Genomic DNA, 15,243 nt, shown 5'->3' on the forward strand with positions numbered 1-15,243 from the left:
CGATAGAACGATGCTTACGGACTCGACGGTAGGACCTGTCGTGAAAGGGGTCAAGGTGCTTTTCGCTCATGACACCGAGGTGGCCCTCGCCGCCGCTGCGGCCCTCGTCAACACCGACTCCACCGACGGGGAGCTGCTGCCCGACGCCGCCGCTCTCGACCGCTTCCTCCACGAGTGGCGCTGGACCGGCACGGTGCGCCGGGACGACGCCGAGCTCGCCGCCGTCCACGCCCTGCGGCCGCGCCTGCGCGCGGTGTGGGCCGCCGCCGCCGAGGAGTCCGAGGAGCCCGCCGTGGAGGTCGTCAACGCCCTCCTGCGCGAGGGCGGCGCCCTGCCCCAGCTCGTCCGGCACGACGGCTGGGGCTACCACGTCCACGCCACCGGCCCCGACTCCCCGCTGGCCGCCCGGATGGCCGTCGAGGCCGCCATGGCCCTCGTCGACGTCATCCGCACCCAGGAGCTCGGGCGGCTGCGGACCTGCGCCGCCGCGCACTGCGACGACGTCCTCGTCGACCTCTCGAAGAACCGCTCCCGCCGCTTCTGCAACACCACCTGCTCCAACCGGACGAACGTCGCCGCCTTCCGGGCGCGCCGCCGCGGCTGAGCAGCCCGCCCGGGCGCTTAGGCTCCTCGCCGTGGCAGTGGACACCCAGCACGCGGACCCCCGGCAGCACGTCGACACCCAGTACGAGGACCTCCTCCGGCACGTCCTCGAGCACGGCACCCCCAAGTCCGACCGCACCGGCACCGGGACGCGCAGCGTCTTCGGCCACCAGATGCGCTTCGACCTCGCCGGGTCCTTCCCCTTGGTCACCACCAAGCGCGTCCACTTCCGCTCCCTCGCCCTGGAGCTGCTGTGGTTCCTGCGCGGGGACTCCAACGTCGCCTGGCTGCAGGAGCGCGGCGTCACCATCTGGGACGAGTGGGCGGACGCCGACGGCGACCTCGGCCCCGTCTACGGGGTGCAGTGGCGCTCCTGGCCCACCCCCGGCGGCGGCACCGTCGACCAGCTCTCCCAGGTCCTCGACATCCTCCGCCGCGACCCGGACTCCCGCCGCATGGTGGTCTCCGCGTGGAACGTCGCCGACCTCGACCGGATGGCGCTGGCGCCCTGCCACGCCCTCTTCCAGTTCCACGTCGCCGGGGGGCGGCTGTCCTGCCAGCTCTACCAGCGCTCCGCCGACCTCTTCCTCGGCGTCCCGTTCAACATCGCCTCCTACGCGCTGCTGACCCGGATGGTCGCCCAGCAGGTCGGGCTGGAGCCGGGGGAGTTCGTCTGGACCGGTGGCGACTGCCACATCTACGACAACCACGTCGAGCAGGTGCGCGAGCAGCTCTCCCGCGAGGTGCTGCCCTTCCCCCGGCTGGAGCTGCGCCGCGCGCCCTCGCTGTTCGACTACTCCTACGAGGACTTCGAGGTTCTCGACTACCGCCACCACCCCGCCATCAAGGCGCCGGTCGCGGTCTGAGCGGCGGGTGGGGGAGCGGGCGGAGGAGCGGCACGTGATCGGCATGGTGTGGGCGCAGGCCCGCGACGGCGTCATCGGCCGCGACGGGACGATGCCCTGGCACGTCCCCGAGGACCTCGCCCACTTCAAGCGGCTCACCTCCGGCGCCACCGTCGTGATGGGCCGCGCCACGTGGGACTCCCTCCCGCCCCGGTTCCGCCCCCTGCCCGGTCGCCGCAACGTCGTGCTGACCCGGCGGCGCGACCTGGAGCTGGACGGGGCCGAGGTCGTGCACTCCCTGGAGGAGGCCCTCGCCGGTGCGGCGGGCGACGTCTGGGTGGCGGGCGGCGGGCAGGTCTACGCCGCCGCGATGCCGCTGGCCGACCGTCTCGTCGTCACCGAGATCGACGCGCAGGTCGACGGCGACGTGCACGCACCCCGGGTCGGGCCGCGCTGGCGGCGGACGGCGGCCGACCCCGCCGACGGCTGGCACCGCTCCGGCGGCGGCCTCGACTACCGGATCCTCACCTATGAGCGGGCCGGCTGAGCGCCCCGGACAGCTGTCGTCCCCGCCGCCGTCACCTCGCCGCCGCCCGCCGACGGAGGCCGGTTCACCTCCCCGCCCTAGCGTCGCCGGCGACCCGCCGCGCCTGGCGGTGGGTCCGCAGCAGCGACCCCCGGGAGCCCCGATGAGGCTGATCCTCGTCCGTCACGCCGAGACGCCGTCCAACGTCGCCGACGTGCTGGACACCGCCGGGACGGGGCCCGGGCTGACGGCCCGCGGGCGGCTGCAGGCCGCCGCCCTGGTCGGCACGCTGCGCTCCGAGCGCGTCGACGCCCTCCACGCCTCCCCCCAGCTGCGGGCCCGGCTGACGGCGGCACCGCTGGCGGCCGCGCTCGGCCTGCCCGTGCAGCTGCGCCCGGGACTGCGGGAGATCGAGGCAGGTGCCTGGGAGATGCGCGGCGACGAGGCCGCCGTGAACTCCTACATCGCCACCGTCTTCGCCTGGGCCGACGGCGACCTCGGCGTGCGGATGCCCGGCGGCGAGGACGGCCACACGGTGCTGCAGCGCTACGACGACGCCGTGGCCTCCGCCGTCGCCGTCGCCGAGGTCCCCGTCCTCGTCAGCCACGGTGCCGCGATCCGCTGCTGGGTCAACGCCCGCGTCCGCGACGGCAGCGCCGTGGTCGCCCGCACCCACCGCATCCCCAACACCGGCGTGCTCGTCCTCGAGGGCAGCCCCGTGCAGGGGTGGACGCTGCGGTCCTGGATCGACCCCGCCCGGCTCGGCGCCCCCGTGCCGCAGGTCCTGCCCGAGGCGGTTCCCGCGGCGGAACTCCCCCTGGTGGGCTGAGGCAGGCCGGGGTTCCCGGGTCGGCGGAGTCGCCTCCTCCTCGTTCAGTTCGCGCTAACGTTGGATGAACGTGCAGTGTCGCCGTGATGAAGAGGAGGGCACGTGGCCAAGAAGAAGGACAAGAAGAAGAAGGACAAGAACAAGAAGGGCAAGAAGAAGTGACCCGGCGAGCGGGGGCTCGCGGCTGAGGCCGCAGGCCCCCGCTCGTTCCGTCTCCCCGGGTGCCGGGGCCTCCGCCGGTCCCGCTCGGGAACCAGCACGCACGCAGCCGATGCGGTAGGACGGTGCCATGGCTCTGCTCGCCGAAGGCGCCAACCTCCCTCTGACCGGCACCGCGGTCACCGCGACCGTCTCCGGCCCGGTCGACGTCACCGCCCTCGTCGTCAGCGCCGACGGGAAGGTCGCCGGCGACGCCGACATGGTGTTCTTCAACCAGCCCACCGCCCCAGGGGTGCGCCTCGACGGGCGGACCCTGGCGATGGAGCTCACCGGGTTGCGCCCGGGCGCGGAGAAGGTCGTGCTGGTCGCCAGTCCCGAGACCGCAGGTGCCACCTTCGCCGGGGTGTCGGTGTCCCTGACCCTGCAGCACGGCGGGGAGGCCATCACCATCACCCCCTCCCGCCTCGGGGTGGAGACCGTGGCGGTGCTGGCTGAGGTGTACCAGCGCGGCGGGGCGTGGAAGGTCCGCGCGGTCGGGCAGGGCTACGACTCCGGCCTGGCGGGGCTGGCCGGCGACTTCGGCGTCGACGTCGACGACCCCGGCGCTCCCGCGACGCCCGTCGGCCCCGGCCCGGCCGCCGCACCGCCGACGGCCCCCTCGCCGGCCCCCGTGCCGTCGGGCATCTCCTTCACCAAGGGCGAGGAGAAGCTGCCCGTCGACATGCGCAAGAAACTCACCCTGCGCAAGCAGCAGGTCGCGCTGGTCCTGACGAAGCACCGGATGACCGGGTTGCGGTGCCGCGTCGTCGTCGTCATGGACGTCTCCGGCAGCACCGGCGGGCTCTACCGCAAGGGCGTCTTCTCCCGCGCGGTCGAACGGGTCGCCCCGGTGGCGGCCCAGGTCGACGACGGCGCGGAGATGCAGGCCTGGGCCATGGGCGCCGAGGCCCGCCGCCTGGAGGACATCACCATCGGCACGCTGCCGCAGTGGCTGGAGCGCTACACCGCCAAGCGCTACAGCGACGCCGGCGGCTGGAACAACGAGAAGGCGACCATCGAGGACGTCGCCCGCTACGTGCGCGAGGAACCCCTCGACATCCCCACTCTCGTGCTGTTCTTCCACGACGGCGGTGTGACCGACAACAAGGGGACCGAGCGTGCCCTGCGCGCGGTCGAGGCCGCGCCGGTGTTTTGGCAGTTCGTCGGCCTGGGGCGCAGCAACTACGGCATCCTCCAGCGCCTCGACACCCTGCAGGGGCGGAGCATCGACAACACCGGGTTCTTCGCCCTGGACGACATCGACGAGGTCTCCGACAGCGAGCTCTACGAGCGGATCCTCGCGGAGTTCCCCGCCTGGATGCGCGCCTACTACCCCGCCGGCCACCCCGCCCTGGCCGGCCTGTCCTGAGATCGGCAGGCGGTGGTGGCGATCGTCCACCGCCTGCCTGACCGGCTGCGCCCGGACGGGTGAGCATGCCAGCGCAGGCACCCCCGGACGGGGGCCGCCCGACGCCGTTCCCGCCCGATGAGCGCCCGATGCGCTTCCATCGTCGATGAGGTGCCGTGCGGTGCTGTGCTCGGGATGCGGACGAGCCACGACCCGGCCTCGACGACCATGCGGAGACGAGAAGAGGACGTACGTGATCGTGGCTGTCGTGACGCTATGCGCTCCGGGCGCCGCCGTGCGCTCTCGCCGGAGGGTGCGGGCATGAGCGGCGAGCACCCGCCCGGCTCCGCCACCTCGGGCGGGCATCGGCTGCCCGGCCACCGCCACGACGTGCGCACCAGCGGGGGCGCCGTCGTGCCCGGGACCCGCGTCTCGGTGGAGTGGCTCGATGCGGACAGCATCCTCGCCTCCCCGGCGGCGGCCGCCGGGGTCGCACGCGAGCGCCGCGGGGAGCTGCCGTACCACCTGCTCGCTCGTCGCGGGCGGACGCAGTGGTGGCGGCCGCTCGCCGAGATCGCCGTGTTCCTGCCGCTCGCAGGGATCGCGACGGTCGTGGCGGTCGCGGTGACGTTGCTGCTGAGCTGGGCGGCGGGATCCCCGGCCGACCTGATGGACGCGGGCGGCAGCTTCTGGCCGGATGCGCCGCTGTGGAGCGTCGTGATGGGTCTGGGCTCGGTGGCGATCGTCCTGCCGGTCGTGTGGTTCACCGTTCGGGTGATCGCGCGGCGCCCGTTCGGAACGGTGTCGAGCGTGACGGGTGCGCTGCGGTGGAGGTGGCTGCTCGCGTGCCTGCCCCTCGGGCTGGTCATGGCGGTCGGCAACACCTTCCTGGCGGGCGCACTGCTGACGGCGATGGGGGAGGTCGACCCGGCGAGTGCCCACGAGGGGGCGTCCTCGTTCGGCTCGTCGCTGTGGCCGGGATGGTCGACGTTCCTCGTCTTCACCGCGGTCGTCCTGGTGCTGGTGCCGCTGCAGGCGGCGACGGAGGAGTACGTCTGCCGCGGCTGGCTGCTGCAGACGCTCGTGACCTGGGTGGGGAACCGGTGGGTCGCGGCGGGAATCACCTCGCTGCTGTTCATGTCCCTGCACGGGCGCTTCGACCTGGTGTCCGTCGTCTACTTCACGTTCTTCGCGCTGCTCGCGTGCTGGGTGACGTTCAGGACCGGCGGGTTGGAAGCTGCCATCGCGATGCACGTCAGCGCGAACGTCTTCTACCTGCTCATCGCGGGGACCCAGGGCATCCCCGACATGCTCACCGAGGCGTCCGTGCCCGTGCACCTCACCACCGTGATCACCAGTGTGGCCCTCGGTGTCGCCTACGCGGCGTCCGTCGTGTGGCTGTTCCGGCGCCGGGCGATGCAGGCGAGCGGCGTTCCCGCGTGACCCGGCGGTCCCGGCCTCCGCGCCGGCGACGGGACCGCGGGCATGTCGGCGGTCCGGGATAGGACTGGCGGCAGCGAATCCAGCCCTTCGGGAGGAGAGCCACCATGGCCCAGTACGCCGTCCTGATCTACGCGAACGACTCCGCCCACGCACCGGGGGCCATGGCGGCCGACACCGCCTCGTGCGACCGGCACGCCGACGAACTGGTGGCCGCCGACTCGATGCGCGTGGCGTACGCACTGGCACCCCGGGACACGGCAAGGTCGCTGCGCGCGGACTCCACCACCGAGGGGCCGTTCCACGACTCCCCGCAGGTCGTCGCCGGCTTCTACGTCGTGGAGGCGCCGGACCTCGACGCGGCGCTGGCCATTGCCGGCACCAACCCCGTGCTCCGCGAGGGCGGCGGCGTCGAGGTGCGGCCCGTCCACAGCGGTGGGGTCGTGGAACGCGCGGGCGCGTGACGGCCGGCCGGGACGCGCACCCCCGCCGATGACAGGGTGTCGTGGTGCTCGAAGACCACTGGCCCCTCGGCCGCCTGCGCCTGGGAACGCCACGCCTGGAACTGCGCCAGCCGGACGACGAGGAGCTGGCCGCCCTGGCCGAGGTCGCCGCCGCCGGTGTGCACCACCCCGGAGAGCGGCCCTACCTCACACCGTGGACCGACCTGCCCCCGCGGCAGCGGGCCCTGCACGTCCTCCAGCGGCACTGGAGCCGCCGCGGGAGCTGGAGCGTCGACGCCTGGACCCTGGAGCTGGGGGTCTTCCACGAGCAGCGCCCCCTCGGCATGGTCGCCCTCAGGGCCCGGGACTTCCCCGTCCTGCGGGAGGTGAGGACGGAGTCCTGGCTCGGTCTGGACCACCACCGCCGTGGCCTCGGCACCGAGGCGCGCACCGCGCTGCTGCACCTGGCCTTCGAGGAGCTGGGAGCGGTCAGCGCCGTCTCGGAGGCCTTCCAGGACAACGCCGGCTCCCAGGGCGTCTCCCGCAAGCTCGGCTACCGCCACGACGGAACCACCCGCGACGTCCTCGACGGGCGAGCGGTCGTCTCCGACCGCCTGCGCCTGGACCGCGCCGACTGGCAGCGCACCCCGCACGCACCCGTGACGGTGACCGGCCTGACGGCCTGCCTGCCCTTCTTCGGCTGCTGAACGCCGAGCAGTACCGGGCGCTGCACCGATCCGCGCCCTACGATCCACGCACCGGTGCGCGGGCCGCGCGCGGCCGGCGTCACGAGGAGCGGAGCGCAGGTGCAGCCGGTCGGACACCGCTTCCGCGTCCTGGACGACTCCGGGTCGCTCGCCCTGGTGGACCTAGGGCCTGTCCTGCGGATCACCACGGGTGCCCACAACGTCCGCTCATCACTATGACGCTGGTGGGGCGCGATCATGGGCCACTGGGGGTGGGCTCGTCGAGGGACGGGTGGGCTGGCTACTCCCCGGTGGTGCCGTCGAGGAGCTGGCGGGCGACGTCGAGGTGGCCGAGGTGGCGGGCGTACTCCTGGAGCAGGTGGAAGAGGATCCGGCCCAGCGTGGGCGCTTGATCCAGGCTTCGGAAGCGACCACCGGTGTGGGCCCGTTCCTCCAGCGCGACGCCTTCAGCCAGTGCCCGGGAGCGGTGGACCTCGCGGTCGTAGCGGTCCCAGACCTCAGCGGCGGAGACGGCGGCCGGCACCGTCCACTCCGCCTCCTCATCGCCGGAGGGGTAGGCGGTGACGTCCTGGGCGGCGAAGCCCCAGACCATCCAGCGCCGCTCCACCCAGCCCAGGTGCTGCACCAGCCCCAGCGGGGACCAGCCCCAGCGCTCATCGACGGCGTGCATCTGCTCCTCGGACAGGCCGTCGAGCTTGCGGCGCAGAGCCTGCCGATACCAGTCGAGGTAGCCGGTCAGCAGCTGGTGGGGATCGGCGACCTGGACGCCGGGGCCGTCCAGCAGAGCGGGTGTGCGATCAGGCTCAGACACGGGGCGACGGTAGAGCGCCGCTTCCTCGACCGCCGGGCCGAACATCCGACCACGCCGCTGATGGGGCGCGATCATGGCGGCTGGCGACGTCCGACCATGCCGAATTGAGGATGTTGTTGAGGGTGTCCGCAGCGGGGTGCGGCGGTCTGGCTAGCCTCCGGTTGTGAGTGGGAGACGGGCAGTGCTGTTCGACGTCGACGGCACGCTGATCGACGCCCTGGCCAACCAGCGGCAGGTGTGGCGCGCGTGGGCCGGGCACTACGACCTGGACCCGGATCAGGTTTACGCCACCGCCCTGCGCACCCGCCCGCAGGACACCTTCACCGCGGTGGCCCCTGGCGAGGACCCCGACCAGTGCCTGGCCAGACTGCACGCTCTGGAAGACGAAGACGCCCGCAGCGGCACCTACGACGCCTTCGCCGGCGCCTCGGACCTGCTCACCGCCCTGCCGCCGCGGCGCTGGGCGCTGGTCACCAGCAACTACGCCCACCGCGTCGCCATCCGCTTCCACCGCTGCGGGCTGCCCCTGCCCGAGGTCGTCATCGACGCCCCTGCCGCCGCGCACGGCAAGCCGCATCCGGCGCCCTACCTGCTGGCTGCGCAGCGCCTGGGCGTCGCCCCGAGCGACTGCCTGGTCATCGAGGACACCGCCTCAGGAGCCGCTGCCGGCCTGGCCGCAGGCATGACCGTCTGGACCGTCAACGCCGCCGAGCCCGTGCCCGGCGCCCACCGCCACTACGCCAACCTGCAGGCCGCGGCCGCCGACATCCTCGACCACCTCAGCTGACCTCACCCACGCCTCGGGCAACCGCTCTCGCCGCGAGTGGGCGCGGCGGACGGTGCTCGTGCTGTCGGTCAACCGTGCTGCAGGGCGAGCAGCAGGTCCGCCAGATGCGGAGGCGTCTCGGGTAACGAGCACGCTTCGGGCAGCGGCACCCATTCCAGCGCGATCATCTTGGGGCAGTCACACGGCTTGTCGTGGGCACCCAGGCGCGGCTCCCCGTCGAGGACCTCCACGAGGAAGCACGCAGTCTCTCCGTATGTGTACGGGTACGTCCCCAGTCGCCGTGCTGAGGTGACGTGAAGGCCGACTTCCTCAGCGACCTCGCGGCGCACCGCGTGGTCGAGATCCTCATCGTCGCCGACTCCACCGCCAGGCAGGGTGAGGTAGGACGGCCCGTCGTGGCGGCCGGAGCTGCTGCGGGTGGCTTCACGGACCATGAGGACCGCGCCCTCGCGCACGATCACCGCCGAGGCACGCCTGCGCACGGGCGACACCGTACCCATCCACGTGTCCACCCCAGTCCGACGCTGACACGCACGCCCGGGCCGCCCTGAGGACGCGATCATGACCGCCGGTAGACGCTCGACTGCCGGCGAGCGGATGACGTGGCCGTCACAGGTGGCCGGTGTCGTTGAACGCCACCACCTGCGGCGACTGGTCGGACTCCCACGTGACGATGGTGAGTCCGCAGTTGGCCGAGTCCAGGCCGATCCACCGCCACACCGGGGTCTGGAGCACGTGTCGGACGAACCAGCCGATCACGAAGTTGTGGGTCACCAGCAGCTCACACCGGTCCACCTCACTTGTGACGCCGAAGTGCTGGACAGCGCCCTGAAGGGCTGCGGCGTCCTTATCCCGCTCTTCGCCGGGCACGCCGTCCAGCCACGACAGCCACCGGTCGGGGTACTGATCTCGTCGAGCAGCAGAGGGCACCGGAGTGCGATCGGCGACGAAGTCGCACGGGTGGCGCGGAACCTGCGGCAGGTGGTGGGTGAGGACGTCGGTGGTCTGGGCCGCTCGGACCAGCGGGCTGTGGTGGATCTGGGAGAAGCTCACCGCAGCCAGCCTCCGGCCGAGCCGGTCGGCCTGCTCGCGCCCGAGCGAGGAGAGCCCTCCGTCGGCAGTGGGTCTGGTCCCGTCCTGTTCGCCGTGACGCACGAGGTACAGCAGCGTTCGCGCCATCGACGCCACGCTACCGAGGATCGCTCGCCGTCGCCGACCGCTCGCTCATGGCGCGCTGAGGGCGCGATCATGACCGGTCAGCGGCCTCTGCTCATGGCGATTTCTGGATGATCGACTGGAAGTGGTGCGGTCAGCGTTCGTGGGTGGGTGCAGCCTTGACCCGGGCATGCAGGTGCATGTCATGCCAGCCGTCGGCGTGCAGGCCTCGCTGCACCGCGGTGCCCTCAGCCAGGTAGCCGGCCTTCGTCGCGACTCGGCAGGAGGCGCTGTTGCGGGTGGAGTGGTCCAGCTGAGCACGGTGCACGCCCAGATCGAAGGCCCACTCGGTGACCGTCGTCAGTGCCGCGGGGGCAACACCCCTACCGCGGGCGAACGGCAGCACCCAGTAGGACAGCTCCACGCAGGCCTCGTGCAGGTCGATGCGGCGCAGGCTCACCTGCCCCGCCGCCTGGCCGTCGACCTCCAGAGCCCAGCCGGCGCCGCTCTCCTGCGCCCAGCGATCGGGCCAGTGCGCGATCCACGCCTGGGCCTCGGCCTCGCTCATGGTGCGGGCGTGCCACTGCTGGATGCCCGGATCGCTGTAGGCGGTGACCACGGCAGCGACATCGGCAGAGGCCCACGGACGGAGAACCACGGCTCCGGCGTCGAGCACCGGCTGGTCCAGCCGGGCGAAGGTACCGGCGGGCAGGGCGGGCGAGGTAGCGATTGGCACAGCGCGAATCCTGCCCGCTCCCATGACACGTGAACGTCCGCCTCCGCCGCCCTGCGGGCGCGATCATGATCCCGGTGTCGGTGTGTGGTTGGCATCTACCCAACCGTTGGCCTGTGCTCGGGGTATCAGGAGGTGGAGGTGGGCGGTGCGGGAGGAGCTCGAGGCATCCTTTGACGTCTTCGTCGTCGCGGCGCTGCCGCGTCTGCGCAAGCTGGCGTACGTGTGGTGCCGCGACTGGCACCGGGGCGACGACGCGGTCCAGGAGACGCTGAAGCGGATGTACGTGGCCTGGCCACGTATCCGCCGTGATGGCGACGCCTTCGCCTTCGCGCGCACCACCCTGCTGCGTCGCCTCATCTCGGACGAACGGCGCCCATGGCGGGTGCGCGAGGTCGCCGGCCTGACCCCTGGTGAGCACGACCCGCCGGCAAGCCCTGGTGATCCGGGTGTGCGCCTGGACCTGGACGAGGCCCTGGCGGCGCTGCCACCTAGGCAGCGGGCGGTGATCCTGCTGCGCTACGTGGAGGGCTTGAGCGTGGCGGAGGTCGCCGACGCCCTGAGCTGCAGCGAAGGCACCGTGAAGAGCCAGGCTCATGACGCCAAGGCGAAGCTGAAAGCGCGCCTGGGCCCGGACTACGGCCCCACTCCCCCGACCCCCATCTCCCTAGGACCGACCTCCTCAACGACGACCCGTCCGATGCGCGTCGCCCCGCACCGTGGAGAGCCCCGATGATCGATGCAGGCGTGCCCGACACCGATGATGAGAACCTGGCCCGGGTCCTGTCTGGGATGGTCGAGGGAGTCCGGCCCCCGGCAGGTGGGTGGGACCTGGCCGAGCTGCACCGGGCCGGGCGCCGGCGCGCACGACTGCGCCGGGCGGCCCGAGCTGTGCCCAGTGGGCTGGCGTTGCTCGCCGCGGCAGCGGTGGCATGGCAGCTGCCGTGGCAGGACGCCGCTGTCGTGGCCCCGTCCGTGCCGGCGCCAGAGCAGCACGCACCAGCCGAGCTCACCGAGAAGACAGGCCGGCTGATGATCGACTCCGCGGTCCAGGCCGCTGCGACGGCGGCGATCGACCGCGCCCTCGACACCGCGGACCCCGCAGTGCTCCCCTCAGCGGCCGGCGCGCAGGGGCACTGGATCGGCCCCGGAGCCGCGCCCTACTTCACCTGGACGTACACCGCCCGCGACGACCGCACCCGACCCGGCACCGTCATCCACGTGAGCGTGACCTTCGGCCCGCCTCAGCACGCCCAGTCGTTCCGTTGCGCGGAGCCCGCCATGCCAGGACACGCGCCGGGACAGCAGGGCTGCTCGGAGGAGACACTGCCCGGAGGGGCGGTCCTGGTGGGGACCACCGACACGATGCCCGCGGTGTCTGGCGCACCTGAGGGCGCTGACAGCGATCACCTCGTCGGGGACCGCCGGGGCACCGTCCCCCGCCTCAGCGTGGTGTACCCCGACCACCGCGTCGTCACCGCCACGGCTTGCGCCTGCCTGGTAGACCCGCAAGGGTCGGCACCGTCCGGCTCGAGCTGGGCCTCGAGCACCTTCACCAAGGACGACCTGCGCAGCCTGGTCCTCCAGCCTGAGCTGGAGCAGCTCGAGAACCCGATGGACTGACACCCGAGACATCGCTCGCATGTCCGCTCACGCCGCCGGTCGCGCGCGATCATGAGCGGCCGGCGGACGCGTGACTCTGTCGATTTGCGGATGGTCGTCAAGCAGCAGGGAGAGGCAGACGCCGCACCTGCCACCACCCCAGCACGGCGCTGAGCAGCCCCACCGCCAGCAATGGCAGCACGGGTGCCGGGGCTGCCACGGCATCCACCTGCCACCACCCGTAGGCGCACAGCATGCTCACCGCCGCGGCCACCACCGCCGCCAAGGCGCTAGCGATTCCGCCAAGGCCTCGGCGGCTCGCCAGTATCAGCACCAGCACCGCAGCGGCAGCCGCCGCCATACCGACGCTGGCGCCTACACCCGCACCGATCAACGCCCCGTACGCCGCCCCCACGACGTAGCCGCGAAGCCCTCCGAAGTACGGGGGCAGGTCCTGCACCATGAACCACACGACAACCAGCGCGCCGATCAGTGCACCCGTCCCCGCTCCGCACACCACCCCGCGCAGCAGTCCGACGCCCACGGTGGCGCCAAGCGGTCGTGGTAGCGCACTCGATGCATGAGTCACACCACGAGGATGGCACCGCCGCTGCTCTACCGGTGGTGTCACCGAAACATCCGGTCATGCCGCCGTGCGGGCGCGATCATGACCGTCCGCGGACGCCCTCACATGTCGATTTGCGTGCGTCGGGTGAGGCTGCGATCAGCGGCGTGTGAGGCGGACCATCCAGACGCAGAAGCCGACCAGGCCAGTGATCAGCAGGAACAGGCCGGACGCGACCATGGTGGCTTCCAGTGCGTTCGGGGGGCAGGCCTGGGGGACGTCGTCGATGTCGCAGGAAGCCCAGGGCTTGAAGAAGAAGACAGCGGTGAGGACGAGCCCCACTGCGGCGACCGTCAAGCTCGCGCGGAGCAAGACGTCGACGTGCTTGCGAGGAGGGCCATCGGGTCCAGTGCTCACATTCGAAGGGTAGGGAACCAGCGCTACAGCTCGGCAGCGTCGACAGCATGGCCTCGGCCTCTTCCCCAAGTTGACGCGGTCTGGCCACACGCTCATGGCTCCCTTCTAAGAGCGACCGGCAGTAGGGCGGAGCGCGGTGGTCGTGGATTACGGGGTGGGTCGAGCTGGGGCGCCGCTCGAAGGACCGTCCAAGGGCGCTGGTTGGGCCGGATGGTCCAATGGCCTGATGACAACCCGTGGCTGCCCAGCCGGTGACTTCGACTACGAGCAGCACGGCGTGGGCTACGCGGTCCTGCGCCAGCCGGATCCGAGGATCGCAGCCAGGGTGCACGCAGCGCTTGGCGAGAGCCAGACGGTGCTCAATGTCGGTGCTGGCGCCGGGTCGTACGAGCCGGCCGACCGGTACGTGCTGGCGGTTGAACCGTCGGCGGCGATGCGCGCTCAGCGCCCTGCTGGGGCGGCACCGGCGCTCGACGCCACAGCGGAACGACTGCTCTTCGATGACAACAGCTTCGACGCGGCCATGGCCACCATGACCATCCACCAGTGGGGCGACGTCGAGCAGGGTTTGCGGGAGATCCGGCGGGTGAGCCGTGGGCCGGTCGTCATCCTCACCATGGACACTGCGGTGCTGCAGCAGTTCTGGCTGGTCGACTACTTCCCCGAGGTCATCGCCCTCGACCACGCGCGGTACCCCTCGATCGAGCAGGTGAGGGACAACCTTGCCCGAGGCAGCGCCGAGGTCCGCGTCGACGTGGTGCCGATGCCCATCGACTGCACCGACGGGTTCGGAGAAGCGTTCTACGCCCGCCCCGAGGCTTACCTGCGCCCGCAAGTGCGCGCTGCCATGTCAGGTTTCGGTCTGGCTGACCCGGGCGCCGTGCAGCGCGGCCTGGAGCGTCTCGAGGCCGACCTGGCGGACGGGGCGTGGGACCACGCGCACGGGCGCCTGCGGGACCAGGCCGAGCACCACGGCGCCCTGCGCCTGATCACCGCCACTACCTGAACCGATCAGGACGCGGGCCGTCTCATGCCTGACAACCGGCCGACAGCAGCAGCGCTCCACTCCCGCTTCAGCCCTTCCCATGGGGCCGTAAGCCGCAGCACAGCTCAACCAGGCCCGTTGTCCGCGACCACCGCGCTCCGCCCTCTTGCCGGGCGCTCTTAACGATCTTGCTCTCAGGCGTGATGCGTGGGTGATCTTCTTGGGCTTGATCTCAACGCAGGTTGAGGCTCCAGGGTGACCGTCGTGACGATCTGGACTTGCGCCGCGTGCGGCATCGAGCACCCCGACACCGCCCAGCCACCGGCGGTCTGCGCCATCTGCAGCGACGAGCGGCAGTACGTCCCCGCGGCCGGGCAGCGCTGGACCACCCACGCCGAGCTGGCCGCCGCCGGCCACCGCATCCACGTCGAGCAGGTCGAGACCGACCTGCTCGGCCTCACCACGGAGCCGGAGCTGGCCATCGGACAGCGCGGCTTGCTGCTGCGCACCCCCGGCGGGAACCTGCTGTGGGAGCCGCCCGGCCACCTCGACACCGACACGGTCGAGCAGCTGCGCGGCTTCGGCGGGGTGGACGTCATCGCCGCCAGCCACCCCACCTGGTCGGCGCGTCAATCTCCTACAGCCACGCCTTCGGCGGCGTGCCGGTCTTGGTGGCCTCCGCCGACCGGGCCTGGATCCGCCGCCCCGACCCCGCCATCCGGCTCTGGGCCGGCACCTACCCCGTGCTGCCCGGCGTGACGCTGGTGCAGTGCGGTGGCCACTTCGCCGGAAGCGCCGTCGCCCACTGGAACGCAGGCGCCGACGGACGCGGGGCACTGCTGACCGGAGACACCCTCGCGATCGGCGCTGACCGCGCCTCGGTCACCGCGATGCGCAGCTACGTCAACCGGATCCCGCTGCCCGCCCGCGCCATTCGGCGCATCCTCGACGCCCTGGCCCCCTACCGCTACGACCGCATCCACGGCGCCTTCGGCGTCATCGACTCCGACGCCGAAGCGGTCGTCGACCGCTCCCTGCACCGCTACATCGCCTGGGTCAACGGCGACATCCCCGACGAGCCGCGCCGGTGACACCCCTATTGCCGGTCGCTCTAACAGCTCGTTTCAGTATGACTTGCTGGGGCGGTGAGGTGAGAGCAGCCTGGTGGCATGGCCGAGGACGTGGTGCCCGAGCAGGTTGCGGAGCTGGTGCCGGACGCGTTGTGGGAGCGGGTGCAGCCGCTGCTGCC

Annotated in this window: 20 protein-coding genes; 14 read left to right on the forward strand and 6 right to left on the reverse strand. The window is 72.1% G+C overall.

Annotated elements, in window-relative coordinates; genetic code table 11:
* The first annotated feature begins 55 nt into the window (after positions 1–55).
* From CLV92_RS16645 to CLV92_RS16680, 8 genes are all read left to right on the forward strand, one after another.
* Positions 56–604 (forward strand): CGNR zinc finger domain-containing protein, encoded by a 549-nt coding sequence (locus CLV92_RS16645; protein WP_104434609.1) that lies wholly within the window; start codon positions 56–58, stop codon positions 602–604.
* A 37-nt stretch (positions 605–641) separates the two neighbouring features.
* Positions 642–1,469, forward strand: a complete 828-nt coding sequence (locus CLV92_RS16650; protein WP_104434565.1) for a thymidylate synthase — start codon at positions 642–644, stop codon at positions 1,467–1,469.
* A gap of 43 nt (positions 1,470–1,512) precedes the next feature.
* Complete coding sequence (locus CLV92_RS16655; protein WP_104434610.1) at positions 1,513–1,995, forward strand: dihydrofolate reductase; 483 nt, start codon at positions 1,513–1,515, stop codon at positions 1,993–1,995.
* Between the two features lie 142 nt (positions 1,996–2,137).
* On the forward strand, positions 2,138–2,803 hold the full coding sequence (locus CLV92_RS16660) for a histidine phosphatase family protein (RefSeq protein WP_104434567.1): 666 nt from the start codon (positions 2,138–2,140) through the stop codon (positions 2,801–2,803).
* 289 nt (positions 2,804–3,092) lie between these two features.
* On the forward strand, positions 3,093–4,370 hold the full coding sequence (locus tag CLV92_RS16665; RefSeq protein ID WP_104434569.1) for a VWA domain-containing protein: 1,278 nt from the start codon (positions 3,093–3,095) through the stop codon (positions 4,368–4,370).
* A 300-nt stretch (positions 4,371–4,670) separates the two neighbouring features.
* Positions 4,671–5,792 carry a CPBP family intramembrane glutamic endopeptidase gene (locus tag CLV92_RS16670; protein WP_158257295.1) on the forward strand — a complete coding sequence of 374 codons (1,122 nt, stop codon included), beginning with the start codon at positions 4,671–4,673 and terminating at the stop codon, positions 5,790–5,792.
* A gap of 104 nt (positions 5,793–5,896) precedes the next feature.
* Positions 5,897–6,253, forward strand: a complete 357-nt coding sequence (locus tag CLV92_RS16675; RefSeq protein ID WP_104434573.1) for a YciI family protein — start codon at positions 5,897–5,899, stop codon at positions 6,251–6,253.
* 44 nt (positions 6,254–6,297) lie between these two features.
* Complete coding sequence (locus CLV92_RS16680; protein ID WP_104434612.1) at positions 6,298–6,939, forward strand: GNAT family N-acetyltransferase; 642 nt, start codon at positions 6,298–6,300, stop codon at positions 6,937–6,939.
* 280 nt (positions 6,940–7,219) lie between these two features.
* On the opposite strand, the gene CLV92_RS16685 is transcribed toward CLV92_RS16680, so the two are convergent.
* Complete coding sequence (locus CLV92_RS16685) at positions 7,220–7,750, reverse strand: DinB family protein (RefSeq protein WP_211291203.1); 531 nt, start codon at positions 7,748–7,750, stop codon at positions 7,220–7,222.
* Positions 7,751–7,913: 163 nt separating this feature from the next.
* Between CLV92_RS16685 and CLV92_RS16690 the strand changes: the two genes are divergently transcribed.
* Positions 7,914–8,537 carry an HAD family hydrolase gene (locus CLV92_RS16690; protein ID WP_104434577.1) on the forward strand — a complete coding sequence of 208 codons (624 nt, stop codon included), beginning with the start codon at positions 7,914–7,916 and terminating at the stop codon, positions 8,535–8,537.
* A gap of 68 nt (positions 8,538–8,605) precedes the next feature.
* On the opposite strand, the gene CLV92_RS16695 is transcribed toward CLV92_RS16690, so the two are convergent.
* The 3 genes from CLV92_RS16695 to CLV92_RS16705 form a co-directional block, all read right to left on the reverse strand.
* The gene (locus CLV92_RS16695; protein ID WP_211291204.1) at positions 8,606–9,019 is read right to left on the reverse strand and encodes an NUDIX hydrolase; all 414 of its coding nucleotides are present in this window, start codon (positions 9,017–9,019) and stop codon (positions 8,606–8,608) included.
* Between the two features lie 127 nt (positions 9,020–9,146).
* Positions 9,147–9,716 (reverse strand): histidine phosphatase family protein, encoded by a 570-nt coding sequence (locus CLV92_RS16700; RefSeq protein WP_104434614.1) that lies wholly within the window; start codon positions 9,714–9,716, stop codon positions 9,147–9,149.
* A gap of 130 nt (positions 9,717–9,846) precedes the next feature.
* Positions 9,847–10,428: a GNAT family N-acetyltransferase gene (locus CLV92_RS16705; protein WP_104434580.1), complete on the reverse strand. Its 582-nt coding sequence runs from the start codon at positions 10,426–10,428 to the stop codon at positions 9,847–9,849.
* Positions 10,429–10,573: 145 nt separating this feature from the next.
* Between CLV92_RS16705 and CLV92_RS16710 the strand changes: the two genes are divergently transcribed.
* Positions 10,574–11,161, forward strand: a complete 588-nt coding sequence (locus CLV92_RS16710; protein WP_211291205.1) for an RNA polymerase sigma factor — start codon at positions 10,574–10,576, stop codon at positions 11,159–11,161.
* A gap of 296 nt (positions 11,162–11,457) precedes the next feature.
* Positions 11,458–12,048, forward strand: coding sequence for a hypothetical protein (locus tag CLV92_RS16715; protein ID WP_146099603.1), 591 nt, complete (start codon positions 11,458–11,460; stop codon positions 12,046–12,048).
* 97 nt (positions 12,049–12,145) lie between these two features.
* Here CLV92_RS16715 and CLV92_RS21095 read toward each other — a convergent pair whose 3' ends face one another.
* Positions 12,146–12,571, reverse strand: coding sequence for a hypothetical protein (locus CLV92_RS21095; protein WP_146099604.1), 426 nt, complete (start codon positions 12,569–12,571; stop codon positions 12,146–12,148).
* A gap of 180 nt (positions 12,572–12,751) precedes the next feature.
* The gene (locus CLV92_RS16725) at positions 12,752–13,009 is read right to left on the reverse strand and encodes a hypothetical protein (protein ID WP_146099605.1); all 258 of its coding nucleotides are present in this window, start codon (positions 13,007–13,009) and stop codon (positions 12,752–12,754) included.
* A 277-nt stretch (positions 13,010–13,286) separates the two neighbouring features.
* On the opposite strand from CLV92_RS16725, the gene CLV92_RS16730 reads away from it, so the two are divergent.
* The 3 genes from CLV92_RS16730 to CLV92_RS22035 all read left to right on the forward strand — a co-directional run bounded on the left by CLV92_RS16730 (position 13,287) and on the right by CLV92_RS22035 (position 15,085).
* Positions 13,287–14,015: a class I SAM-dependent methyltransferase gene (locus CLV92_RS16730; protein WP_211291206.1), complete on the forward strand. Its 729-nt coding sequence runs from the start codon at positions 13,287–13,289 to the stop codon at positions 14,013–14,015.
* A 243-nt stretch (positions 14,016–14,258) separates the two neighbouring features.
* Positions 14,259–14,753: an MBL fold metallo-hydrolase gene (locus tag CLV92_RS22030; protein ID WP_211291207.1), complete on the forward strand. Its 495-nt coding sequence runs from the start codon at positions 14,259–14,261 to the stop codon at positions 14,751–14,753.
* Positions 14,750–15,085 carry an MBL fold metallo-hydrolase gene (locus CLV92_RS22035; RefSeq protein ID WP_211291208.1) on the forward strand — a complete coding sequence of 112 codons (336 nt, stop codon included), beginning with the start codon at positions 14,750–14,752 and terminating at the stop codon, positions 15,083–15,085. The genes CLV92_RS22030 and CLV92_RS22035 overlap by 4 nt, the downstream gene beginning before the upstream one ends.
* Positions 15,086–15,243 lie beyond the last annotated feature (158 nt).

Origin of the sequence: Kineococcus xinjiangensis (assembly GCF_002934625.1) — a bacterium.
Classification (GTDB): domain Bacteria; phylum Actinomycetota; class Actinomycetes; order Actinomycetales; family Kineococcaceae; genus Kineococcus_A; species Kineococcus_A xinjiangensis.

Coding starts and splice junctions, on each gene's coding strand:
- CLV92_RS16665 (WP_104434569.1), top strand. CDS start 3,093: ATGGCTCTGCTCGCCGAAGGCGCCAACCTCCCTCTGACCGGCACCGCG.
- CLV92_RS16675 (WP_104434573.1), top strand. CDS start 5,897: ATGGCCCAGTACGCCGTCCTGATCTACGCGAACGACTCCGCCCACGCA.
- CLV92_RS16715 (WP_146099603.1), top strand. CDS start 11,458: ATGATCGACTCCGCGGTCCAGGCCGCTGCGACGGCGGCGATCGACCGC.
- CLV92_RS16660 (WP_104434567.1), top strand. CDS start 2,138: ATGAGGCTGATCCTCGTCCGTCACGCCGAGACGCCGTCCAACGTCGCC.
- CLV92_RS16670 (WP_158257295.1), top strand. CDS start 4,671: ATGAGCGGCGAGCACCCGCCCGGCTCCGCCACCTCGGGCGGGCATCGG.
- CLV92_RS16655 (WP_104434610.1), top strand. CDS start 1,513: ATGGTGTGGGCGCAGGCCCGCGACGGCGTCATCGGCCGCGACGGGACG.
- CLV92_RS16700 (WP_104434614.1), bottom strand. CDS start 9,716: ATGGCGCGAACGCTGCTGTACCTCGTGCGTCACGGCGAACAGGACGGG.